Here is a 24,088-nt window from a genome sequence, read left to right on the forward strand (position 1 = left end):
CGAGAAGTCGCATTTCAGCCTTGGATCCGGTTCAGCACGGCGTCGCAATGGTCGACGAAGGCATCGGCATGCTCCTTGCCGAAGCAGAGGGGAGGCCGGATCTTCAGCGTGTTGCCACAGGCGCCGGCGGCGCCGATCAGGACACCGCGCTCGCGCAGGCCGTTGATCATGGCGCTCGCCGTTTCCGGCGCCGGCGTCTTGCTTTCGCGGTCCGTCACGAATTCCAGGCCGATGAACAACCCCGCGCCGCGTACTTCGCCGATGGTGAGATGGCGGTTGGCGATTTCCCGCAGGCCGTCGCGCAGATAGCGGCCGACATCGCGGGCATTCTCGATGAGGCCTTCGTCCCTGATAATATCGAGCACGGCGAGGCCCGCGGCAGCAGCCACGGGGTTACCGCCGAACGTGTTGAAATATTTGTCGCTGGCGTTGAAGGCGGTGAGCAGATCCGGCCTCAGTGCCATGCCGCCCATGGGGAAGCCGTTGCCCATCGGCTTGCCCATGGTGACGATGTCGGGAACGATGTCATGGCGCTGGAAGCCCCAGAGAGCGTCGCCGGTGCGCCCGAAACCCGGCTGGACCTCATCGGCGATGAAGAGGCCGCCCTGGGCGTGTACGACGGCGACGACCGGTGCCAGCAGGCCGGGCGGATCGGCATGGACGCCATCGCTCGAAAAGATGGTGTCGGCGACCATGCCGGCAAAGCGGATGCCCTTGTCCGCCATGTCTGCGATCGCCTCGCTCACGGCGGCTGCCATCGCCTTGCCGGGATGTTCGTCCGGCTTGCGATAGGAATCCGGTGCCGGCACGGTACGCACATGGGGCGCCAGCGGGCGGCCGGGGCGCGAGGACGGCGAGATGTCGGTCACGGCCGCCGTGTTGCCGTGATAGGCCATCTCGCTCACGATAAAGCCGCTGCCGCCGGTGGCCGCCCGGGCGACCCGCAGGGCAAGGTCGTTGGCCTCGCTGCCGGTGCAGGTGAGAACCACATTGCCGATCGGCTCCGGCAGGTTCGCCAGCAGGCGCTCGGCATAGCTGTCGACGACCGCGTTGAGATAGCGCGTGTGGATGTTCAGCGTGCCGACCTGGCGCCTGATCGCCTCCACCACGCGCGGATGGCAATGCCCGACGGAGGGGACGTTGTTGTAGACGTCGAGATAGCGCCTGCCGTCCGCTCCCTGGATCCACACGCCCTCGGCGCTCACCGCCTCGATTGGCTCGCGATAGAACAGCACGGCGCCGCGCCCGAAAGTCCCGAGGCGCCTTGCCACGGCACGGCGCGTCTGCTCGTCACCCGCCTCGGCCGCCTGCGGATCATAGGCGTTGAGGGCGAGGATTTCCTTCTCGATCTGCATGGCAGGGTCCAGGCGGGTTCCGGTGCGGCTGACGGGCATCTTCAAGGGGAGACGAGCACCTTTGCAACTACCATCAAATTGTGTGTGAGGTTCCACAATCTTCAAACACGCTCAGCACAGATTTTGCAGAATATCGGCATCTCCTTTCGGAATGCTGCGAGGATTGTACGAAAAGCGACATCGTTTTTATCCATTTGGTCAAGAAACGGAACAGTTCAAGGCGCGGCGGTACCATGTGGATGTGAGGAAGGTTCCGCATTTTTTGTGGACATTCCACATCGATCGCGACAAGATTGGAGGAGAGGGCCTCCAAGTCCCATTTCCAGCAGCGACGCCAACCGGTGGGGTAATCGATGGCAAGCGATGCGCCGTCCGCGGAGAAGGAAGACAGATATCCCCGTCCGGCTCAGCCAAGCCAGGAACGGGACCGACTGTCGAAGGAAGTGCGCCAGCAGCGCATCATCGCGCAGCTTTCCGCCGCGCCGACCTTGCGGGCCTCGGAACTCGCCGCCGCGCTCGGTGTCTCCGGCGAGACCATCCGGCGCGACCTGCTCGAACTGCATGAGCAGGGCCTGATCAACCGCACCTATGGCGGGGCTTCCCGTCCCTTCGCGCACGAACCCTCGCGCAGCGATCGACGCCATGTGATGATCGCCGAGCGCGAAGCCATCGCCGCTGCCGTGTCCGCCATGATCCTGCCCAAGGAAGTGCTGATGCTGGGCGGCGGCACCACCACCTATCACGTCGCCCGTTTCCTGGCCGCGCGCAACCGCGACATCACCGTCATCACCCATGACTTCGCCGCCGCGATGGCGCTCGGCACCAATCCGACCATCCGCGTGCTGTTCTGCGCCGGCCGCCTCCACGCCAGCGAGGGCTATCTCCTGGGCTCGCAGACCATCGCCAGCATCAATGGCTACGAGGCCAATCGCGCCATTGTCGGGGCGACGGGCCTGGGGGCTCGCGGCATCTACGATGCCGACGAGGAGGCGGGCGCCGTCTATGCCGCCATGGTCCAGCGCGCGGCCGAGGCGATCGTGGTGGCCGATCACGCCAAGTTCGATCAGCTCGCCGTTGCCATCTGCTCGCGCTGGGATGCGATCGACCGCCTCGTCACCGATCGGCAGCCGCAAGGCTCGCTTGCCGGTGGTCTCAAGGAGGCCGGCACCGAGATCATCGTGGCCGGTCCGCGCAACGAGAATGCCGGGGAGGGGACACGCTGACCCTCACCAAGGTGGCCGCAGAGCCACCGACAGGGCAGGGCCGCACCCGATGCGGACCGAACGACAACAAGACCGAACACCATCCATACAGACCGAACGGGGCCACCTCATGCATCATCCTGCCACTCGCGCCCGCTCTGCGGCATCACGGCCGATCCATATCGGCCGGCTAACCCTGGAAATCACGCAGGCCGAGGGGGAGCGGATCTGCAATTGCGAGCCGGTCAAGGGCGTGGGAGAAGCCTGCTACATGCTCTTGGTGCCCCTGAGCGGGACGCTGCACTACGCGCAGGCCGGCCGCACCGGCAGTGTGGGGGCGGGGGAATATGTGCTGCTCAGCCAGATGGAGTTCCACGAGTTTTCCGCCCCGGCGAACGCCTCGCTCATGGTGCTGCGCATTCCCACGTTGGAATTGCGGGGCCGGCTGACATCCGTCGACGATCACATCGGCCGCCGCTTCGGCGCCAATGTGCAGATGACCCGCCTCATGGTGGAGCTGCTGCGCAGTGTCGCGGAGGTCTTCGCCGATTGTCCGCCGCCCAATCCGGAAGCGCTCGCCACCGAGATCTTCAGTTTCGTGGCGCTCGCCATCGGTGCGGAGGATCGCGGTTCGACCGTCGATGTGCGCAATGCGCGCTATCACCTGCGGCGGCGCATCTTCGAGTTCATCGAGAAGAATCTCGGCGACCAGGAGCTGACGCCGCGCAAGATCGCCGCCAGCAGCAGGATCTCGCTGAGCTATCTCTACAGCCTGTTCAACGACGACGACACCACGGTCAGCCAGTTCATGCAGCTCAGGCGCCTGCAGCGGGCCTATGAATTGCTTGTGGCCGATCCAGGAGGACGCCTGACGGTCTCGGAGATCGCCTATCAGGTCGGCTTCAAGAACGTCTCGCATTTCTCCCGCAGCTTCAGCCGCCAGTTCAACATGGCGCCGCGGGATGCGCGCCGCGCCGCGCAGGAGACGCCGGAGCCGAAGGCGCCACTGCCTGCCGTGGAGACGCAGGAGCGCCTGCCGCGCCACCGTTTCACAGGCCACACCCTGCAGGCTTCGCCCTGATCGTGATTTCCGGGTGCGCGGACCAGACGTCTGCGTACCCCGGGGCAAACTCAAATCTGCCGCAACCAGCTTTCCCAGCGCGGGTCGTACATCACCTGGCGCGCGCGCATATATTTCCACACGCCATATTTCTGGTAGTCGAAGTCCCAGCTGTTGAGCTTGCGGTTGACCACCGCCCAGCTCGCCCATTTGACGTCGGCGAGGGCCCGGTTGAGCATGACCCGTGCCACCATATCCGGCCGCACGGCGCCGCAATATTGCTCGATCAGCTCGAGGGTCTTCTGCTCGTCATAGAACATTTCGGCGAACAGCACGCCGAGCTCATAGGCCCGTTCATTGTTGGAGGCGAACTCGTAGTCGATCAGTTTCATCGGCCGCGAGTTGGGCGCGCCGTCGGCGCTGATCAGGAAGTTGCCGGGCATGGGATCGTTGAAGCAGGGCACGAGATCGAGCCCGGAGGCCAGGAAGGCGGCCTTGGCCTGGCGGTAGCGATGCTCGATCCAGGGCATGGCCGGCGGGAAATGAGCGCCGAGTTCGCGGCCCTGCTCGATATGCTCCTCGATCATGTCGAAGATGGTCTTGGTCAGCGACAGGGCAGGGCTGGCATGCAGGCGGCGATAGATGCCGAGCACGTCGGCCTGGATGGCCGGATCGGAGAAGTCGGCATTGGTGCAGGCCCGGTAGCCGTCGAGGAATTCGCTGATCTCCAGGCCATCCGCCGAATCGAAGAACACCACTTCCGGCGCCACGTCGATGGCATGCGCGTTGCGCGCGGCTTGGTTGGCGGCGACGCGGTCGATGAACATTTCCGAACCCGCCCCGGGCACCTTGATGAAATAGCGCCTGGCGTCGCCTTCGATTTCCGCGACCCAGTTCTGGTTCATCAGCCCGCCAACCAGGGCGGTATAGTGCACGCTGCGGCCCTGCCAGAACGGTACCCTGGCAATGGCCGCCTCCAGGCGGTGTTCGGCTTCGCTGGCGGCCTCGCCGAGGCGTTTCTTGACGGACATCAGACCCTCCGCAGCGCTTCGCCGAAATGGGGCGAATGCACCGCCATGCGGCAGCGCACCAGGCGCCAGCTGGCGAATTTATGGAATTCCAGGGTGTTGCGCGGCGAGCGGGCGGCCACGAGGGTGCCGATCAGGCCCCAGCGCAGATCATCCGCCACGCCATAGAGCCAGGCGCGGTTATAGGCGGCCTCGTCGAAGCCGCCCTGGGTGCGGGCGAAGGCGTCGCGCGCCTCCGGCTCCTGGTCGAAGGCTTCGGCGAGGAAGCTGCCCATATCTTCGAGCGGGTCGGCGTTGCCGGCCCTGTCCCAATCGACCAGGCGAATCTCGCCGGTCTCGCTGATCATGATGTTCGAGACATTGCCGTCGCCATGGCTGGGCACCGGCGCCCTTCGGCCTGATGCCAGCACCTGCCCGGCATAACGCAGTTCCGCCAGCAGCCAGTCCGCATCGGCAGGCAATTGGCCTTTGGCCGCGCGGGCATCGCGATGAAAGCGCTCGATCTCGTCGAACACGCTGCTGGTGCGGCTGAGCGCGGCGCTTTCCTGGAAGCGCCCTCGCGCTGCCAGGACGCGATCGACGATGTCCTGGTCGAGCAGGCGTTCCAGGGTGGCGGTACGCCAGCCGGCGTCGAGATCCTCCATCACGAGGACGCCCGTATTCTCCTCCGCCAGGAAGACACGCGGACCGATGCCGAGCTCGGAAGCCTGCCGCGCCGCCTGGAAGGCGCAGGCGATATCGATGTAGAAGGCGGCGTCGGGATGCATGAGCTTGACGAACAGGCTCTCGCCGCTCGCCTTGTCGCGCACCCGCCAGGGCGAACCGTCGACGCCCCGCCAGCTCGGTGAGGCAAGCACCGGTATGGCAGGCTCCGTCGTGATCGTGCGCGCCGCCCAGCCGGGCAGCTGTCGGACATGGGCCTCCGCCCGTACCCGCTCCTCCTCGAACATGCTCATTCCGTCGTCGGCCCCCGAAGCCTTTGTGATATCGAAAGGAATCGCAAAGGCATGTCGAAACAAGGAACTAGGGCAGGAGCGTTTCGCGCGACGCATTTTGCCCTAGCGATGGTGGTTTTGGAGGCGATGGCGCAGGCCATTGCCCCGATCCTATCTTCGCCGCGAAAGGTCGTGGTGAGGATGCCTGATGCTCCATGATTTCTTGTCCGGCAGACCGTGCCCCTACCCGAGCTTGAGCAAAATCCGTTAGGTCGAGCGATATCACCGGCGCTCGAAATCGTGCCGGAACAGGGAGCCTTCCATGTCCATCACCAGCCTTGTCGCCATGAGTGTCGGTGAGATCGTCGACGCCTATGCGGCAGGGGAGCTTTCCCCGGTCGAGGTCACGCGCACGGTGATCGAGCATTCCGAGGCGACCAATGCCGCGGTGAACGCGCTCTTCTGTCTCAGGCCGGAGGAGGCGCTCGCCACGGCCCGGGCCTCCGAGGCCCGCTATCGGGCCGGCACGCCGGCCGGTGTGCTCGACGGCATCCCGGTCACGGTCAAGGACAGCGTCGCCATGGTGGGCTGGCCCTATAGACACGGCATCGCCGCCAATCGGCACCTGCCGGCTTCCACCTACAACGCACCGCCGGCCCTCGCCCTCATGGAAACCGGCGCCCCGATCTTCGCCAAGACGACCATGCCCGATTGCGGGCTGATGGCCTCCGGCATCAGCTCGCTGCACGGCATCACCCGCAATCCCTGGGGCCTGTCCTGGAATACCGGGGGCTCTTCGTCCGGCGCCGGCGCCTCGGTCGCGGCCGGCATGGGTTTCCTGGCCGTGGGAACTGACATCGCCGGCTCGGTGCGCCTGCCCGCCGCTCATTGCGGGCTCGCCTCCCTCAAGCCGAGCCATGGCCGCGTGCCGCACCTGCCGCCCGATACCATGCGCATGGCCGGCCCGATGGGTCGGCGGGTCGAGGACATCGCCCGCATGCTGAGCGTGCTCACGCGTTCCGACGAGCGCGACACCTGGAGCTTCCCGGGCGACGGCCTGCAATATCACCGGCATCTCGCACGCGACCTCAGGGGACTGCGCATCGGCGTTCTCACCGATATGGGGTTCGGGCCGAAGCCGGAACCCGCCGTGCATGCAGCCGTAGAGGCCGCAGGCCGGCTGCTGGAAGGCGCAGGAGCGATCGTCGAGCCCTTCGTCTCGCCGCTCGAGCAGGATGCCTATGCGCCGATCGATCTCTACCTGCAGGTCCGCGGCTTCGTCGAATGCAGCGACCTGCCGCCGCATGACGGCAACGGCATCAACGCCTATGTGCGGGATTGGGCGCAGCAGGGAGCTTCGCATTCCGGGGAGGATCTCTTTCGCAGCCTCGGTGCCATCACGAGGATGAAGGCGGCGTTGCTTTCCGCCTTCGAGGGCTGGGATTATGTGATCGCCCCGACCCTGCCCGTGGTGAATTTCCCTGCCGAGGAGCCGGGTGTTTCGCGGGAGGTGCCGCTGGCGCACACCGTCTTCACGGCCCTGTTCAACCAGACCGGCCAGCCGGCCTCAACCGTCTGCACCGCCTTCGACGAGCGGCATCTGCCGATCGGCATCCAGGTCATCGGCCATCGCTGCGACGATCTCGGCGTCTTGCAGGTGACCAAGGCACTGGAGGACCTCAGGCCGATCACCATGGACTGGCCGCTCCAGCCCCGAGCATGAGGCGCCCATGACCTCCACACTGAACCGCCTGCTGGAAACCTTCGCACGGATCGGCGCCACGCCCGACGGGGGTGTCTGCCGCCTGACCGGAACGCCTGAAGACGGTGGGGCGCGGGCACGGCTTGCCGCCGAGATCGTCAGCCGCCAACTCGGCCTGCATGTCGACCCCGTCGGCAACATGTTCGGCGTTGCCGCCCTGGCGCCGTCGTCGCAGGAGGCGGTGATTGTCGGCTCCCATCTCGACAGCCAGCCGACCGGTGGGCGCTATGACGGCGTTTATGGCGTGCTGGCGGGCCTGCTGGCGGTCGAGGCTGTCGCCGCCCGTGCGGCGGCCGAGCCGGGCAAGGCCAAACGCAATCTGGTTGCCGCCAACTGGACCAATGAGGAAGGCGCCCGCTTCCAACCGAGCCTGACCGGCAGTTCCGTCTTTGCCGGCACGCTGGCGCTCGACGCAGCCCTCGGCCTTGCCGATGGCGCCGGCGTCACGCTTGGGGAGGCGCTGGCCGCCATCGGCTATCGCGGCACAGCGGATCTCTCCCTGGCGCCGCGGCGCTATGTCGAGCTTCATGTCGAGCAGGGACCGCTCCTGGAAGAGAAAGGTGTCGAAATCGGCATCGTCATCGGCTGCTGGGGGGCCCGCAAGCTGTCGCTGGTCTTTCATGGCGAGCCCTCCCATACAGGGCCGACGCGGATGGCGCGCCGCCGTGATGCCCTGCGGGCAGCCGCCAGGGCGATCGAACTGCATCATTGCCTGGTCGAACTCGGCGGCAGCGGCGCCCATGCTTCGGCGGCGCGCATCACCGTCGATCCCAATTCACCCAATGTAACGCCGAGCCGGGTTCAGGTCTGGTTCGAGTTTCGCCATGAGGATGCTGCTGTGGCCGTCGCTTTGGGCGATCGCTTCCTGGCCGAGGCCGGGGCCGCGGTGGCATCCCTGGGCGTTGATATCGAGATCGCGGTCGACGAGCGTCGCGGTACGGCAACGCTCGATCCGCATGGCGCGGCGCTGACCGCTGCGGTCGCACGGGAGCTGGGCTTCTCCGCGATGGAAATGAAGACGATCGCCGGCCATGATGCGCTCGCGCTCAACAAGCGCATGCCGGCATCGCTGATTTTCGTGCCGAGCCACAACGGCCTCAGCCACAACCCCGCCGAATTCACCGACGAAGCCGCGCTGGACAAGGGGCTGGCAGTGCTCACGGACGTGCTCTGGCGCATGGTGACGGAGGAGTAGCGGTGGGAATTGTCTCGCAGAATGGGGCGCGGAGAGCCTTCTCCCCTTGCGGGAGAAGGTGCCCCGAAGGGGCGGATGAGGGGAGAAACGCGACCTTGCAAGTGTCGCACCGACACCCCTCATCCGACCTCGCTCCGCTCGGCCACCTTCTCCCGCAAGGGGAGAAGGCTATCCGCGCCTCATTCTCGACCGTTCGACCCACTCAAGCCGCCACCGACTTCTCACCCGCCTCGATGTCGAGCAGGTGGCAGGCAGCCAAGCTGCCCGGGCGGTATTCCCTTAATGCCGGCGTCTCCGTGCGGCAGCGCGCGAAAGCCTTGGGGCAGCGGGAGGCGAAGCTGCAGCCGGGCGGGATGTCGATGGGGCTCGGCGGTTCGCCTTCGAGCAGGTAATCCTGAGGGTCGAACGGCTTTTCCTCCAAGGTCGGCGCGGCCGAAAGCAGGGCCTTGGTGTAGGGATGCTGCGGCTCGAAGAAGAGATCGTGGTTGTCGGCGATCTCGACCATCTCGCCCAGATACATCACCGCGATGCGGGTGCACACCTTCCGGACCATGGCGAGGTCGTGGGAGATGAAGACATAGGTGAGATCGTTCTTCTCCTGCAGGCTCGAGAACAGCTCGATGAGCTTGGCCTGTTCGCGCTGGTCGAGGGCGGACAGGGTCTCGTCGAGGATGAGCAGCTTGGGCGAGAGCACCAAAGCGCGGGCGATCGAGATGCGCTGGCGCTCGCCGGTGGAGAGGGCGTTCGGCAATTCATCATAGAGCCGCGGCGACAGGCCGACCTCCTGCATGGCGGCGATGACGCGCTCGTGCAGGGCCTTGCCGGAATGGCTGCCGCGGATCAGCAGGCTTTCCTCGATCATCCGTCCCACCGTCGTGCGCGGCGGCAGGGCATTGTAGGGATCCTGCAGCAGGAGCTGGAACTCGCCGCGCTTGGCGAGCAATTGCTGGGCGGAGAGCGTGCGCAGCGAGACGTCGCCGAGGATGATGTCGCCCTTGTCGGGCGCCTCCAGCCAGGCGAGCAGGCGTGTCAGGGTCGACTTGCCGCAGCCGGATTCGCCGACGATGCCGAAATTCTCACGCGGCAAGATGTCGAAGCTGACGCCGCGCACCGCCCGGATGTGGCGGTAGGTGTTGAAGGTGCCACGCTTGCGGGCGAGATAGGTACGATGGGCCTCGGCCACCCGCATCAGCGGCGCGTCACTGTCGTTCCGGCGCGAGACCGGCTGTTCACGCGTCGACCAGATGCGCGGCACGCTGGCAATGGCACGGCGGGTGTAGTCGTCACCGGGCGCCCGCATCAGCTCGGCGAAAGGCTGTTCCTCCACCAGGCGACCTCGATGCAGCACGGCCGTGCGGCCGCCGAACTGGCCGAGCGTCGCCAGCGAAGACGACAGGTAGATCGTCGCCATCTTGTGGCGCTGGCAGAGGTCGTGCAGCAGCGCCACAATCTGGGCCGCGATGGTGACGTCGAGCGGCTGGGTGATGTTATCCGCGATCAGCACGGCCGGTTCCGCGCAGATGGCGTCGACGATCATGGCGCGCTGCATCATGCCGCCGGAGAATTTGGAGGGATATTCGAAGTACCGCTCCCGGGGGGAGGGGATGCGGACTTCGCTGAGCAGTTGCACGACGCGCTCCTGGCATTCCTTCCTGCTCCAGGCCGGGCGCACGCTGCGCAATTTCTCGCAGATCTGCACGCCGACGGGCTGGGTCGGGTCGAGCGAGCTCTGTGGCTTGGATCCGATATAGGCGATGTCGCGGCCGACGATGAAGCTGTTGCCGGCGGAATCCGTCGTGACGTCCTTGCCCGCGAACAGCACCGAGCCGCGACGATAGGCGAGACTCTCCGGCAGCCAGTTGGCGAGGGCGCGGGTCAGCACCGTCTTGCCGGCGCCGCTCTCGCCATAGATGCCGAGGATCTCGGCGCTATGGAGCGTGAGCGTGATGTCTTCGAGCACCGGCGCCTCGTCGCGGGGCGAACCGACGGTGAGATGGCGAGTTTCCAGGATCGGCGAATTGTCCATCTCAGGCGCCTCCATAGATCTTGTTGCGCGCCTTTTCGAGGGCGGATCCCATCAGGTTGATCGAAGTCAGCGCCAGGGCCAGGAACACGCCGGGGCTGGTGGCGATCCACCAGGCATTGATGAGATATTTGCGGCTGTCGGAAATGATCGAGCCGAAGCTCGGCGTCGGCGGCTGGATGCCGAGGCCGAGGAAGCCGAGGATCGCCTCGAAGATCATCATGCGGGCGACGTCCAGCACGGCGACGAAGGCGATGGGCGGCAGGATGTTGGGGGCGGCATAGAGCAGCAGGATGCGCCAGTCGCCGGCCCCGAGCACGCGCAGGCCGCGCACATACTCCTTGCCGCGCTCGGCGACGGCGGCGCTGCGCGCGACGCGGGCATAGAGCGGCCAGCCGGAGAGGGCCAGCACGATGATGATGGTGTGCACTTCCGGCTTGGTCACGCCCAGGATGGTGATGGCCAGGATGATCATCGGGATCGAGAGCTGCGCATCGGTGATGCGCATGATGACGGTGTCCCACCAGCCGCCCTTGAAACCGGCGAGCAGGCCGAGCCCGCAGCCGATCAGGAAGACCAGCGCCACCGTGACCACGCCGATCAGCAGCGAATAGCGCAGGCCGATCAGGCAGCGCAGCAGCATGTCGCGGCCGAGCTGGTCGGTGCCGAGCGGATGCAGCCAGGTCCATTTCTCGCCGAGGAACAGCGGCGGAATGAACTTGTCCTTCACCACCATCTTGGTGGCGGAGATCGAGGAGAGTTCCGGATAGATCGCCGAGACGAGAAGCATCGCCAGGAAAACGAACAGGCCGACGCGAAAGCTCGGCATGGCCCAGGCGCTGGCCAGGATGCGGCGGCTGATCGACTGGGCCCGTTCGAGGGTGGGCGCGGCGTCGCTGGTCATGGTGCTCATGCTCAGATCTCCACGCGGGGGTCGATGAGATAGGCCACGAGATCGACCAGGATGTTGATGAAGACGAAGACGGCGCTGGTGGTGATGGCGATGCCCTGGATTACCGGAAAGTCGCGGCCGAGCACGGACACCACGGTGAGATTGCCTAGGCCCGGATAGTCGAAGATGTATTCGATCACCAGCACGCCGCCGATCAGGGTGGAAAGCTGAATGCCGAGCAGGTTGACCAGCGGCACGGAAGCGTTGCGCAAAGCGTGGGAATAGACGATGCGCCGGCGCGAGAGGCCGCGCACCCGGGCTTCGTCGATGAAGGGCGCCTGCATCACCTCCCCCAGCGAGGTGGTCAGCGTGCGGATGATGAAGGGCGAGATCTCGACCGCCAGCACGAAGGCCGGCAGGAGCACATAGCTGAAGCCCTTGTAGCCCAGAGCCGGCAGCCAATCGAGCTTCACCGACAGGAACAGGATCAGCACGATGGCGAGCCAGAAATTCGGGATGGAGACGAAGAGTGACTGCACCCCGAAGGCCAGCGCATTCGGCCAGCCATGCTGGTTGAGCCCGCCGGCAAGCCCGATCGGAAAGGAGATCAGCAGCGCGAAGACCAGGGCGACGCCCGCGAGCTGCAGGGTCAGCGGCAGGCGCTCGAGGATGAGGTCTGCCACCGGCGCCATCTCGGCCTTGGTCGGATCGACATATTGCCCGCCCGCCGCGACGCCGCCGCTGCGCGGCCTGATATAGGACTGGCCGAGATCGCCCTTGGCCAGGCCCATCATGTAGCGGCCGTACTGCACGATGATCGGGTCGCGCAGGCCCATCTTGGTGGCGACTTCCTCGACGACATTGTCCGGCGCCATGCCGCCGACGATCAGGCGGACGGGATCGCCCGGGACCACGCGCAGCAGCGTGAAGATGATCAGCGATGTCAGGGCCACGATGAGCAGGCCCTGGGCGATCCGCTTGATCAGGAATTCGACAATCAGCATCGGCAAACGGTCTCAAGCAATCGCGTGACGGATAGTGGCCCGCCGGGATCCCCATGACCCTCCCCTGGAGGGGGAGGATAAAAAAGAGGAGCCGGCCGGGGGGACCGGCTCCAGTCCCTTGCGGCTCAGGCCAGGTTTGCCTTGCTCATGTCCTGCACGCCGTTCGGGTAGATGTAGAGACCGTCGAGCTTCTTGGAGTAGGCGTGGATGAACACCGAGGTGAACAAAGCCAGCGCCGGCGCCTTGCGTGCGATGATCGGCAAGGTTTCCGTCTGCAGGATCTTCTTGCGCTCCTCGATGGAGCCGGCGTTGCGCTCCTTGTCGAGCACCGCGTCGATTTCCTTGTCGACGATGCCGGTGATGCGCTTGGAGGAGGAGTGGAAGTGGGTGCGGATCACCAGGTCCGGTTCGGGCGAACCCGTGCACCAGCCGCAGTCGATCATATGGCCTTCGCCACCGCCCGGCTTGTCGTAGAGCAGGTTGCCCCAGGCCGCGACTTCCAGGGTTTGCAGGTTCACCTTGAAGCCCTGTTCCTCCAGCATGCCGGTGATCAGCTCGGCATATTCCTTGGTCTTGGGATAGAAGCCCACCGAGGAATAATAGGTCAGTTCCGGCAGGCCCTCGCCCTTGGGGAAGCCCGCCTCGGCCAGCAGGGCCTGGGCCTTGTCCGGATCATATTCGGGATAGTCGGCGACTTCGGTATAGCCGAACTTCACCGGCGAGATATGGGCCTTGGAGAAGGTGCCGGAGACGCCGAGGACCTCCAGCACCTGCTTGCGGTCGATCGAATGGCAGGCGGCGAGGCGGATGCGCGGATCGTCGAAGGGCTTCTTGGAGCAGCGGAAGAACAGATATTTGTTCTCGACCGATACCGCCTTGTGGATGGCGAAGCGGTCGTCTTTGGCGATGGTGTCGACCTGCTCCTGCTCCAGCCGCTCGATGATGTCGGCCTGGCCGTTGAGCAGGGACAGCGTGCGCGTGGTGGTGTCGCCGACGAAATGATATTCGACGCCCGGGATCTTGGGTGCGCCGAAGATGAAATCGGTGTTGGCGGCCAGGATGGTGGTGTCGCCCTTCTGGTCGACATATTTGAAGGGGCCGGTGCCGTTCATGCGGGCCGAGAGCTGCGCCTTGTTGGCGACGTCCTTGGCCGCCATGATCGGCAGGAAGGACGAGAGATAGTAGTAGAGCGCCGCCGGGTAGCCATAGTCCTTGGTGTTGATGTGGCAGGTGTGCTCGTCGACGATATCGACCTTGACCGGGCCTGGATACCATTGCGCCGGCCTGTCGGGCTGGGAGCCATATTCGTAGGTGGCCTTGACGTCGGCCGAGGTGAAGGGCGTGCCGTCGTGGAACTTCACGCCTTTGCGCAGCTTCACCTCCAGCGTGTAGGTGTCGATCGGCTTGAGCGACTCGGCCAGCTCGAACACCAGCTCTTCCGGATTGTCCGGCTTCATCGGCGCGCGCGTGAGATAGCCGAAGACGAAACCCTCGACGATGAGCTGGCCGAGATTGGTATGGGTGGTCGGATCCCAATTGCCGGTCAGCGCTTCGGCGCCGAGGAAGCGCAGCGGCCGGCCTTCGGCGGCGAAGGCCGAGTTGACCAGGAAGTCGGGGTTGACGCGGCCGAAGCCGAAGGCGCCGGCTCCAGCCAGCGCGCCCAGCATAAGGTCTCTGCGGTTGATCATCTCTCGTTCCTCTGAATGGGGGCGCAGAAGTTTTTCGGGCTCGCCTTCCGATCCGACGCAGTGCCGAGCCGTCCCGCCTTGTCGTTGGCGGGTGATGAAACTCTAGACCAGATGGCGCCGGAGCCTGATGCCTGCCGCTCCACGATTCCATTGCTGACCCTTCTCGCGCCATGCCCAATGAAAAGGCATGGAAACTGGGGTCTGTATCGACGCGGCTGCCGGCACAGGAATGGAGGAGTTCGGGCAATAGCCGCCGCGTGCCGGGCCGGCCTATGATCGGGGCCGAATCGTGTCAGGGAACCTCGGCGATGCCGTCATTCGAATCCATCAATCTGAAGGGGATCGTCTCGGATCTAGACGGGGTGGCCTATCGTGGCAGCAGCCCGATTCCCGATGCCGTCGAGGCCTTCCGGCGCTGGCATGCGGACGGGATTCCCTATGCCTTCGTCACCAACAACGCCACCAAATCCGCGGCCGATTTTGCCGCCAGGCTCACGCGGATGGGAATTGTCGCCGAACCGGAACAGGTCTTCTGCGCGGTCTCGGCCACGGCGAGCCTGATGCGCCGGCGCTGGCCTGCGGGAGCGCGGGTCTTCGCCATCGGCGAACGGCCTTTGTTCGAGGCGCTGGAGGCCGCCGGCTTCACCCCGGCGGGGGACGATGCCGAGGTCGTGGTGCTCGGCTTCGACTATCAACTGAACTACACGAAACTGAGCACGGCGGTGCGTGCCGCACTCGGCGGAGCGGCGGTGGTGGTGACCAATCCCGACCTGCTGGTGCCTATCGAGAACGGCTATGAGCCCTGCGTCGGCGTGCTGATGGCGGCCGTCCAGGCGGCGGTGCCGGCCTGTCGGCCGATCGTGGTGGGCAAGCCCGAGCCGCTGATGATCGAGGAGGCTCTCGGCTTTCTCGGCACGCCTCGGGACGGGACGATCATGATCGGCGACCAGATCGCCACCGATATCCTGGCCGGCCAGCGGGCGGGCCTGCGCTCCGTGCTGGTGACGACGGGCGTGGCGGTGGCCGCCCGGACGGATGTGACGCCGGATCTCGAAGTGGCGAGCCTGCTGAAACTGATTGCGGATTGAACCTCGTCATCGGCAGACGACGTTATCGGCTTTGCTGGAAAACGGTTCAGGTGGCCAGGGCGCGCCATTTCGGGCACCCTGGCCCTAAGAAACCGAAAACTATTGATTGATCTCGGGCTCGACAAGCCGCGCCAGATTGCGCAGTGAGTCCTGCCAGCCGAGATAGCAGGCCTCTGGCGGGATGAGGTCGGGGATGCCGGCCTGCTCGATGTTCAGTTCGGTGCCGCAGGATACTTTCTTCAGCGCCACCGTCACCACGATCTCCCCCGCGAGATTGGGATCGTCGAACTTGTCCGTGTAGCGCAGCCGCTCACCCGGCACGAGTTCGAGATATTCGCCGCCGAACGAATGGCTATGGCCGGTGGTGAAGTTGCGGAACGACATCTTGAACGTGCCGCCGACCGCCGGCTCGAAGTGATGCACGGTGCAGGTGAAGCCGTTCGGCGGCAGCCATTTGGCGAGGGCGTCCGCTTCGAGGAAGGCCCGGTAGACCTTCTCGGGACTGGTCGCCAGGACGCGGTGCAGGCGGATGGTGCTGGGCATGGTCATGATCCTCTTGGCTTGGAAGAACGCTCGTGGCTTGAAAAAACGCTCGGCTTGGAGAGAAGGAAATCCTGGTGGAAAGCATCTTGCCATGCTCCAAGGACGAACGCTCTTCCGCCGGCCCGACAGAGCGGCGCAGATTTTTTCTGGGCACCGGCTTCTGCCCGCTGAAGCGTCCCGAATATCCGTTCCAAGACGGCCCGGCGGGTGCGGCGTGTCGGGTCCGTCCGGGAGACAAGGTCTGGGCCGGCCGCATCGGCTCAGCAGCAAGCCTTCAAGGCGAATTTCAACCGGAGGTTTGACGGTACCGGTACATTGCCTCTCAAAGCCGGTTTCCGCTATATTGTTCACTCAACCCGACAGTGATGGCCACAGATGGTTCCCGCGGCCACGATGGGCCGGGTGCGACACCATCGTGGATCGAGGCTGGGGAACGACATGGCGAGCTTCGTTCAGTTCCTGCAGCAGTCGGGCGTATACACTGCGCAAAACTTCATGATTGTTCCGTATGGTGGCTTCAACCTGGTCTGCCTGCGGGATGCCAAGGGCGTGCACCTGGCCTACGATCACGCCCGGCTGCAGATCGACGATATCAAGCTCGAGCAGGTCGAAGGCGTCGCTCAGGACTATATCGATGCGCGCTATGGGCCGCAGAAAAGCCAGGAGCGCGACGATCAGTTGCTGCGCCTGCGCACCGCGCTTTATGGCGCCATACGGCCGCAGGCGGGGGCACGCGCCCTCAAGATCCAGGCCAGAGGGACCGGCATTCCCACGCTCACGGGCACGCGCGGCAGCACGGTCATCAAGCTCGATGTCGCCATCATGCCGCGCAAGAGCTACTCGATCGCCTTCAAGTTCCTCAGGCATTTCGACCAGGCGGGCAAGGTTGTCAACGCAACGAAATTCAAGCCGGAGGACGCGTCCTGGTTCCTAACCCGGCTGAACTGGATCTTCGGGGCCCAGACCAACATCTTCTTCACGCCGGCCGGCGCCGACTGGATCATGGTGGAAAAGGCCCTGGGCCCGAAGATCATGCGGGACGTCTTCCGCCAGGACATCGTGCCGCTCAAGCAGCGCGGCGCCGATCTCACCTGCTTTCTGGTGGGCGACTACGATGCCACGGCGAGCGAAGCGGCCGGGCAGTTTCTGCCCGACGAGCAGGTCTGCGTGGTCGTCGACCAGGGCAATCCAGGAGTGTTCGACCTCGGCGAGGCGTTCATCGGTGTGATGGCGCATGAGGTCGGCCACTTCCTGCACCACAAACGCAATTTGGGGGGGAGCGGCCACCATGACCGCGGCGGCATCCTGCTTTCCAGCGGCCTGGAAAGCCTGTGGCTGGACAGGCAGCTCGTCAGCGACCTCAATGCCTGGACATAGCGCCCGGATTTCGGGGCGTCCCCGCTTTTCTTCAGCGCTTCTTGCGAGGCCGCAATGCCGCGACCTCAGCGATAAGGCAGCAATCCGCCGGAAACCCGCACGGGCCTTACGCCGGTAGGACGACCACCTTCGTTCCAACAGGCGTCTGCGCATAGAGGTGGAGCATGTCCTGGGTGAGAAGGCCGGTACAGCCGCTCGTAACGCCGGAGCCGATCGACTGTGGAATGATGGTGCTGTAGATCGTGTAGAGCGTGTATTTGCCGTTCTGATAGAGATAGAGCGTGCGGGCACCGAGCGGATTGTTCAGGCCGGGCGGCATACCACCCGCATATTTGGCGGCCTCCGGCTGGCGCGCGATCATCTCCCTGGGCGGCGTCCACACCGGCCACTCGGCTTTGCGCCCGACATAGGCTTCCCCATGCCACAGGAAGCCCTGACGGCCGACATTGGCGCCATAACGGGTGGCGATCCCGTCGCCCTCGATGCGGTAGACATAATATTTGCTCGGATCAACGATGATCGTGCCGGCCGCTTCCTTGCTGGGGTACTGCACTTTCCGGCGATAATATTTCGGGTCGATCTTGCTGACATCGACCGCCGGGATCGGGAATTTCTCCTCGGGCACCGCCGCATAGAGCCTCGCGGCCTCGGCGCGGCTCATACCGCCGGAGGTTGCGCAGCCGGCCAGCCCCAGGGCGCCGAGACCGACGGCGGCAGAGCCGATCAGAAACGAGCGGCGGCTGACGGGCCCCGATCCAAGCCCAAGCCGGGCGACCTCGTCCATCTCGCCGGCATCGGCAATTCCACCGTCCATGATCATGATGTGCGCGTTCCCATGTCCCGTTGCCCGACCGGAGAAGCCAGCGGCATCGGCCGCCGAGTGTCTCGCTGGGCTGAAATTTGCCCTTAGACGGGCCGATTGGCAAGCTCCGGCCTCTGCCGAGCCCCCCACCATGCACCAAAATCGGCGGCCTCAGGCGGCGTCCCGGGACCGAGCGGGCATTCATGCCTGGCCTATGGTGACGGCAGCCCGCGGCTTTTCCAGTCGCTGCGCGGGACCGGACTGCCGACCTGGAAGGCGAAGGCGGTGACCTTGGTGGCCTGGGCATCGACTTCGCAACGATAACTCAGATCGTACCATTGCGAATTGGAGGAGAACGCCGCCTTGGCATCTTCGAGCACGCTGCCTTGCTCGAGCCGCTCGCGAGGCAGCATGTCCGGGATATAGGGAGGTGAGGCGTGCAGCAATTGCTCATGCAGCTCCGTGATGCAAAGCTGGCCGGCCCGCTCGCCGCGGGACATGTTGCCCATCGCAATCATTGCGTTGATGTCGTTGGACGTCTCCTGCGAAAACAATGTCTTGGCTTCGTGAAGCTTAGAACCTGGTTGAACTTGAATCCGGACTTGAGCTTGAGTTTGGGCAGGTGCAGCTGCCGTCTTTGTCGAGGCATCCGGGGGGCCCTGCTCGGTTGCAGCCGTCGTCACGGGCGGCGTTGTCGGGACAGTTGCCTGAGCCGGATCAGGTCGGGCCGGGGGGCGGGCAGAACCGGTTTCAGAACTATTGCCATCCCAAGCTTTTCGGGGCCCACGGTCCTTGTCGCCAAACAGAAACACCGGCTTGATGATAGGCTGCGTGGCCTGCCGTTCATCCGCCGCCTTGGGTGACAGTGGTTTCGCCGCACCGTCTGCTGGTGGCGGCGCGGGCTTGGCAGGTGGCGGAGCTTCGGCTTTCGGTTTCGGGGGCGGTTCGATCGATTGCACCAGGTCGACCGTTATCGCCTGCTCCTCCTTCAGGGGCGAGACCAGCGATCGCGGCAGGATGAGCGCGGCGACCAGCAAATTGAGGAAGAGCGAGGCCAGCAGGCTCCACCTCCACAATCGCTGATCCGGCTGGTCGTTTCTCATCCCGAAAGATGTGGAGTGAAATATCGGCGGTATCAAGCGCGCCGGCCGGCCGGATCGAAATATCCGTCCGGCGGGGAGGGTGGTGTGCGGATGCATGCCGGCGCTCGGGCATGGCGAGACAGGACCCAAGCCTTACGGATTTACCCACTTGTTTTTCGGGTTCTTCAGCCAATCCTGATAGTGCCGGATGATGTCGTCGCGCGTGATCTTGTAACCTTTTCTCGCGGCGGCTGCCTCAATATTGTCGATCATCATCTTGCCCATTGCCTGCATCACCTGGTCGGCGTCGGGATTGCCGGTGGTCCAGCTCGTCGGCCAGCCCGTATAAGGGTTCCAGGGAACCGGTACGCCGCCCAACTGAATGGGCGACAGATTGTCGGACGCGATCTTGAGCCCCATGGTGCTGACATAGGCAAAAGCTGCGTAGGGCGCCGCCTGATCGAACGCCTTGTCCCAGTCGATATTGGGTTGATCGAGCGCATCCAGGATCCCGGGCGGCTGCCATTGGAAGGTGACGACCACGGAGCGGTCGCGTTCGTCCTCGTCGAGTGATTCCAAGTGGGGCCAGGTATCGCGATAGAATGGATTGGCGGATACCTGCTGCTTGGCGCCGGAGCCGCCGGAGGTGAAGAACTTTGCCGATGAGCCGGCGAGCTTGCGCAAATATTTGTCGATGTTTGCCGCGCGTCGTTCGGAAAGACCGCTGTTGTCATATCTCTCCCCGCCAGTCCGGCTGGCGTGGCCTTCGACGCCGATCCTGAGCTCGGCATTTGCCTTGAGGAACAAGCGCATCACACCGTCTATCGCCTTCAGGTGCAGCGGCTTGGGCGCGTCGCTGCCGACATCGTAATTGTAGAGGAGAAAGAACGCGAAGTTCTTCATCGGCGCTGGCAGCCAGAGGGCGAGGCCGTCGCCGGTCTTGTTCGCATTGCCGGGTCCCTTGCCGCTAAGCTGGGCCAGAACCTCGTCGCGAATGCGAAGCCATTGGACCACGAGATTGTGGTCCGCCTTCGGGTCGAGCTTGCGCGAGATGCCGGTACGCGCGCGAAACCGGCGATCGGCCTCTCCGGCCACATAGTCGCGTTCGGGGGCGGAAAGTTGTTCGTAACGCGTCGACCAGATGCCGGGTATGTATTGGTCGGTCATGTTCGCTCCACAAGTCCATTCCTGGGCGGAACGATCGGCCCGAGCGCATCGCCTGGCGAGCTGCGGGACCGATCGCCCTGTTGCGGGTTGGAGAAACCGAGAACGTCATGGAAAGGGATTTTGCGGCTGCTTAACCGCCTTCATGCATGAGATCGCGAGGCCCGCCCTGGCGGCTTATTTCAATTCACCCGCCGCCAGCACTTCCCTGCAGCCAAAAGCGGGCGGATCAGGGCTCCCTACCCAGCCGCACCGTTGCCGGATCACGCTATATTATGCCTCCGGTCCGATCCGTATATCCCCCAAAAGCGGGACCCCGGATAGGTATCGTCAAGGCCGGGCATATCCACCGAGAACGAGGGGCCCGTTTCGTGAAGCTCGTGCCGGCCGGCGAAGCTCTCACCCGCGAAAAGTCTTGCTCGACGGCCGCAAGATCCATACCGTGCTGGAGCAGCGCTCCGGCCATGCGCGCATCGATCAACCGGCTGATCTGCTCGACGAGTGCGCCACGTTCGCAATGAAGCCTAAAACGGCCGTGGACTTTAGGTGAACCGGTGACCGCGCCTGCTTCAATCCTGCACGAGCTGCCCGGCGGAGAGGAACTGCTCGCCTGGTTCGGCCGCGTGCCGCGCTTCCATGATGGCCATTTGCTGGAGATCGCCTTCTTCGGCAAGGGGCAGGGGCTCATGCGGATCCATGCCTGGATCCTCACGGACAAGGCCGATGACGACGGCCATCTGCTCACCGAAAAACATGCCGTCGTCACTTTCGCCCTGGAAGGCGTGAGCACCATCGAGTGCAGCGATTTCGACATGGTCCCGGGCATCATCTTCGAACTGGATGTCACACGGGTCGAGCAGGGCCTGCGCTTCGAATGGAGCGCGAGCTACGGCGTGAATGGCACGGTCACGGCTCGGCAGGCCCGCATCACGCTGGAGCCAGGCAAGCCCTGACCGGCGCCCATCGCGCGTCGGGCCGCGGTTGGTTCACCCCGATACCTGACGAGTCGAACATTCATAGATCCTGCTTCCCGTGCGGGCGTCGACGCCCTCCAGGCTCACTTCGTAGCCCCAGAGGCTGCGGATATGACGCAGCGTCGCGTCGCGGCTGTTGGGCTCCAGCACGATGCCGTCATTGACCTTGTGCTGCAGGCGCAGTTGCCGGTCGCCCAGCAGATCGACGTCCACGACCTGGATGTCCGAGCGGTTCGCGCCGATATCATAGCTGTGGGCGAGGGCGGCGCGGACATTCTCATAGCCGCGCTCATTGTGGATCGAGGCGACTTTGTAGAAGGATTCGTTGGCGGCGTCGGACAGGACGAACATCCGCCATTTGCGGATCAGCGTCGGGCTGAGATATTGGCGGATGAAGGACTCATCGCGGTAATTGGCCCAGGCGTCGAGCAAGACCTCGCGCCAATTGCCGTTGCCCGCAAATTCGGGAAACCAGTCGCGATCTTCCTGCGTCGGTTCGGTCGAGATGCGCTGGATGTCCTGCATCATGTCGAGGCCCAGCGCATAGGGATTGATCCCGGAAAAGCGGGGATCGTCATAGCCCGGCTGGAATACCACGTTGGAGTGGTTGCGCAGGATCTCGAGCATCGCGCCTTCGCTGATCCGGCCCCGGTCGAACAGCGCGTTCATCAGGGTGTAATGCACGAAGGTCGCGCAGCCTTCGTTCATCACCTGGGTCTGGCGCTGCGGATAGAAATATTGCGCGATGACGCGGACGATCCTGAGGATCTCGCGCTGCCACGGTTCGAGGATCAGGCTGTTCTTCTCCAGGAAATAGAGCAGGTTTTCCTCGGGAAGATTGAGAGCCTTCTTGCGTTCGGGAGAGCCGTCCCTGGCGTCCTCCGCTTTGTCCCCGCCCTTGGCGGGCGGCAGCGTGCGCCAGAGATCGTTGTAGGTGCGCTCTTCATATTCCAGCCGCTCGCGCACCCCCTCGCGCTGCTTTTCCGAGGAAAGCTTGGGCGGGCGGCGATATCTGAACACGCCCTGTTCCATCAGCGCGTGGGCGGCATCGAGAATGGCCTCCACCGCAGCCACGCCATGCCGTTCCTCGCAGCGGGTGATGAAGCCCTTGGCAAAATCGAGATAGCCCAGGATGGCGCCCGCATCCGTCCATTGCTGAAACAGGTAGTTGTTCTTGAAGAAGTGATTGTGGCCGAGCGCCGCATGCGCGGTTACCAGGGCCTGCAGGGCCATGGTGTTCTCTTCCATCAGATAGACGACGCAGGGGTTGGAATTGATGACGATTTCATAGGCGAGTCCACGGCCGCCCTTGCGATACATCAGTTCCTGATGGAGGAAATGCTTGCCGAACGACCAATGCCGGTACATCAGCGGCATGCCGACGGACGAGTAGGCGTCGAGCATCTGTTCGGAGGAAATGATCTCCATCTGCACCGGATAGGTGTCGAGATGGAGCTCCTCCACCGCCAGCGCCTCGATGGCGTCATAGGCCCGCGACAATGTCTTGAAATTCCAATCCGAGCCGGAGAACAGCAAGTCGGTGTTGGGCGCGTGCTTGGGCGTCGGCTTGGGCATCGGCGCTCCTTTCACCCGCCCTGCGAGGCGGGCTGCCTGGTGAAGAGCTGGCGGAAGACCGGGTAGATGTCCGAAGCCTTGGCGATGCGGCTCATCTGGAAGTTCGCCCAGCGCTCGGTGACGGCCGCATAGGCCTGCCAGAGCGAGGTTCCGTTCTCGGTGCCGCCGAAGATATGGCTCTCGCGCTCGTCGATGATCTCGACATAGGCGAAATATTGACACAGCCGCATGATCTCGCCGTCCAGCAGCGCGATGCAACGCCCGGAATCGGTGGCGATGTTGTCGCCGTCCGAAGCCTGGGCGGCATAGATGTTCCATTCATTGGAGGGATAGCGCTCCTTGATGATACGCTGCATCTCTTCGAGCGCTGTCGAGACCACGGTGCCGCCGCTCTGGGTCGAATAAAAGAAGGTCTCTTCGTCGACCTCCTGGGCCTCGTGGGTATGACGGATGAAGACGATGTCGGTGCGTTCGTAGCGCCGCTTCAGGAACAGGTGCAGCAGGACGAAGAAGCGCTTGGCCAGATCCTTTTCCCGTTCTCCCATCGAGCCGGACACGTCCATCAGGCAGAACATCACCGCATTGGCGTTCGGCAGCGGCTGCGCATCGAAGCGATTGAAGCGGATGTCGACGGGATCGATATAGGAGATCACCCTGCGCCGGCGCTCCAGCCGGTCGAGTTCCGCATGCAGCTCGGCGATGCGCTGCCGGGCTGCGGCACCGGCCGCACCGGAATCGAGCTCCTGCAATTCCTGGAGGATAACGTCCAGCTCCTCCTGTTTCGGGCGCTTGAGAGCAATTCGGCGGCCATGGCTGTTGCGCATGGTACGCCCGACATTGATGTTGGTCGGCGAGCCGCTCACCGAGAAACCGGCCCGCCGCGGCTTGACGATCAGGATCTCCTTGAGGTTGAGCTTGACCATGTCGGGCAGTTCGAGATCCTCGAAGAAGAGGTCGAGCACCTCTTCGCGAGTCAGCACGAAGCGGAAATCATCCTCCGAGGCGGTCAGACCCGGAGCCGAACCCGATCCGGCACCCTGATTGGGCTTGGAAACCCTATCGCCCGGCGCGAACTGCTTGTTGCCCGGCAGAACATGATGACGGCTGCCGCTGTCCCGCGCCTCGCGAAAGGTCGGCTCGCTCGTGCCGTGCACCGGCATCGAGACGGAATGCTTGGCATCCACATCCGCGATCTTGCCGGTTTTGATCTGATCGCGGATGCTCTGCTTCAGCTCGGCTCGCGCACGGCGCAGGAAGCGCTGGCGATTGCCCAGGCTCTTGTCCTTGGGGTTGAGGCGGCGATCGATGAAGATTGGCATGGGGACCCCACCCGGCCGGG

At 64.4% G+C, this 24,088-nt stretch carries 21 protein-coding genes; 8 read left to right on the forward strand and 13 right to left on the reverse strand.

The genetic code is table 11. The features are described from left to right. Positions 1-14: 14 nt before the first annotated feature. Positions 15-1,394 carry an aspartate aminotransferase family protein gene (locus tag J8I29_RS18510; protein WP_245197136.1) on the reverse strand — a complete coding sequence of 460 codons (1,380 nt, stop codon included), beginning with the start codon at positions 1,392-1,394 and terminating at the stop codon, positions 15-17. 314 nt (positions 1,395-1,708) lie between these two features. Between J8I29_RS18510 and J8I29_RS18515 the strand changes: the two genes are divergently transcribed. Together J8I29_RS18515 and J8I29_RS18520 are read left to right on the forward strand one after the other, a co-directional pair. After that, entirely contained in the window at positions 1,709-2,578 is an 870-nt protein-coding gene (locus tag J8I29_RS18515; protein ID WP_105860337.1) for a DeoR/GlpR family DNA-binding transcription regulator, read from the forward strand. Positions 2,579-2,687: 109 nt separating this feature from the next. Continuing rightward, the gene (locus J8I29_RS18520; RefSeq protein ID WP_105860338.1) at positions 2,688-3,638 is read left to right on the forward strand and encodes a helix-turn-helix domain-containing protein; all 951 of its coding nucleotides are present in this window, start codon (positions 2,688-2,690) and stop codon (positions 3,636-3,638) included. Positions 3,639-3,688: 50 nt separating this feature from the next. On the opposite strand, the gene J8I29_RS18525 is transcribed toward J8I29_RS18520, so the two are convergent. Beyond that, positions 3,689-4,648, reverse strand: a complete 960-nt coding sequence (locus J8I29_RS18525) for a choline kinase family protein (RefSeq protein WP_209432782.1) — start codon at positions 4,646-4,648, stop codon at positions 3,689-3,691. Next, positions 4,648-5,601, reverse strand: coding sequence for a phosphotransferase (locus tag J8I29_RS18530; protein WP_245197120.1), 954 nt, complete (start codon positions 5,599-5,601; stop codon positions 4,648-4,650). The genes J8I29_RS18525 and J8I29_RS18530 overlap by 1 nt, the downstream gene beginning before the upstream one ends. Positions 5,602-5,902: 301 nt before the next feature. Here J8I29_RS18530 and J8I29_RS18535 point away from each other — a divergent pair, with 301 nt between their 5' ends. Together J8I29_RS18535 and J8I29_RS18540 are read left to right on the forward strand one after the other, a co-directional pair. Next, on the forward strand, positions 5,903-7,303 hold the full coding sequence (locus J8I29_RS18535; RefSeq protein ID WP_209432783.1) for an amidase: 1,401 nt from the start codon (positions 5,903-5,905) through the stop codon (positions 7,301-7,303). 7 nt (positions 7,304-7,310) lie between these two features. Further along, the gene (locus J8I29_RS18540; protein ID WP_209432784.1) at positions 7,311-8,537 is read left to right on the forward strand and encodes an allantoate amidohydrolase; all 1,227 of its coding nucleotides are present in this window, start codon (positions 7,311-7,313) and stop codon (positions 8,535-8,537) included. A 202-nt stretch (positions 8,538-8,739) separates the two neighbouring features. Here the strand turns inward: J8I29_RS18540 and J8I29_RS18545 are convergent, their stop codons facing one another. The 4 genes from J8I29_RS18545 to J8I29_RS18560 all read right to left on the reverse strand — a co-directional run bounded on the left by J8I29_RS18545 (position 8,740) and on the right by J8I29_RS18560 (position 14,144). After that, positions 8,740-10,563, reverse strand: a complete 1,824-nt coding sequence (locus J8I29_RS18545) for an ABC transporter ATP-binding protein (protein ID WP_209432785.1) — start codon at positions 10,561-10,563, stop codon at positions 8,740-8,742. Position 10,564: 1 nt separating this feature from the next. Next, positions 10,565-11,473 carry an ABC transporter permease gene (locus J8I29_RS18550; protein WP_209432786.1) on the reverse strand — a complete coding sequence of 303 codons (909 nt, stop codon included), beginning with the start codon at positions 11,471-11,473 and terminating at the stop codon, positions 10,565-10,567. 2 nt (positions 11,474-11,475) lie between these two features. Beyond that, a complete protein-coding gene (locus J8I29_RS18555) occupies positions 11,476-12,456 on the reverse strand; it encodes an ABC transporter permease (RefSeq protein WP_105860342.1) in 981 nt (326 codons plus the stop codon). Between the two features lie 125 nt (positions 12,457-12,581). Then, a complete protein-coding gene (locus tag J8I29_RS18560) occupies positions 12,582-14,144 on the reverse strand; it encodes an ABC transporter substrate-binding protein (protein WP_209432787.1) in 1,563 nt (520 codons plus the stop codon). A gap of 308 nt (positions 14,145-14,452) precedes the next feature. On the opposite strand from J8I29_RS18560, the gene J8I29_RS18565 reads away from it, so the two are divergent. Continuing rightward, positions 14,453-15,232, forward strand: a complete 780-nt coding sequence (locus J8I29_RS18565) for an HAD-IIA family hydrolase (RefSeq protein WP_209432788.1) — start codon at positions 14,453-14,455, stop codon at positions 15,230-15,232. Positions 15,233-15,331: 99 nt separating this feature from the next. On the opposite strand, the gene J8I29_RS18570 is transcribed toward J8I29_RS18565, so the two are convergent. Further along, positions 15,332-15,775: an SRPBCC family protein gene (locus J8I29_RS18570; RefSeq protein WP_209432789.1), complete on the reverse strand. Its 444-nt coding sequence runs from the start codon at positions 15,773-15,775 to the stop codon at positions 15,332-15,334. A gap of 438 nt (positions 15,776-16,213) precedes the next feature. On the opposite strand from J8I29_RS18570, the gene J8I29_RS18575 reads away from it, so the two are divergent. After that, positions 16,214-17,152 carry a hypothetical protein gene (locus tag J8I29_RS18575; RefSeq protein WP_105860345.1) on the forward strand — a complete coding sequence of 313 codons (939 nt, stop codon included), beginning with the start codon at positions 16,214-16,216 and terminating at the stop codon, positions 17,150-17,152. A gap of 106 nt (positions 17,153-17,258) precedes the next feature. Here the strand turns inward: J8I29_RS18575 and J8I29_RS18580 are convergent, their stop codons facing one another. The 3 genes from J8I29_RS18580 to J8I29_RS18590 form a co-directional block, all read right to left on the reverse strand. Continuing rightward, a complete protein-coding gene (locus J8I29_RS18580; RefSeq protein ID WP_209432790.1) occupies positions 17,259-17,972 on the reverse strand; it encodes a L,D-transpeptidase in 714 nt (237 codons plus the stop codon). Positions 17,973-18,166: 194 nt separating this feature from the next. After that, positions 18,167-19,153 (reverse strand): DUF930 domain-containing protein, encoded by a 987-nt coding sequence (locus tag J8I29_RS18585; protein ID WP_209432791.1) that lies wholly within the window; start codon positions 19,151-19,153, stop codon positions 18,167-18,169. A 36-nt stretch (positions 19,154-19,189) separates the two neighbouring features. Further along, a complete protein-coding gene (locus tag J8I29_RS18590; RefSeq protein WP_209432792.1) occupies positions 19,190-20,203 on the reverse strand; it encodes an OmpA family protein in 1,014 nt (337 codons plus the stop codon). Between the two features lie 412 nt (positions 20,204-20,615). Between J8I29_RS18590 and J8I29_RS30305 the strand changes: the two genes are divergently transcribed. Further along, positions 20,616-20,750: a hypothetical protein gene (locus J8I29_RS30305; protein WP_280870788.1), complete on the forward strand. Its 135-nt coding sequence runs from the start codon at positions 20,616-20,618 to the stop codon at positions 20,748-20,750. Between the two features lie 4 nt (positions 20,751-20,754). Beyond that, positions 20,755-21,153 (forward strand): hypothetical protein, encoded by a 399-nt coding sequence (locus J8I29_RS18595; protein WP_209432793.1) that lies wholly within the window; start codon positions 20,755-20,757, stop codon positions 21,151-21,153. 33 nt (positions 21,154-21,186) lie between these two features. Here the strand turns inward: J8I29_RS18595 and J8I29_RS18600 are convergent, their stop codons facing one another. Beyond that, the gene (locus J8I29_RS18600) at positions 21,187-22,749 is read right to left on the reverse strand and encodes a SpoVR family protein (RefSeq protein WP_209432794.1); all 1,563 of its coding nucleotides are present in this window, start codon (positions 22,747-22,749) and stop codon (positions 21,187-21,189) included. An 11-nt stretch (positions 22,750-22,760) separates the two neighbouring features. Then, positions 22,761-24,068 (reverse strand): YeaH/YhbH family protein, encoded by a 1,308-nt coding sequence (locus J8I29_RS18605; RefSeq protein WP_209432795.1) that lies wholly within the window; start codon positions 24,066-24,068, stop codon positions 22,761-22,763. Between the last annotated feature and the right edge of the window lie 20 nt (positions 24,069-24,088).

The organism is Labrys sp. LIt4, assembly GCF_017813775.1.
Taxonomy (GTDB): domain Bacteria; phylum Pseudomonadota; class Alphaproteobacteria; order Rhizobiales; family Labraceae; genus Labrys; species Labrys okinawensis_A.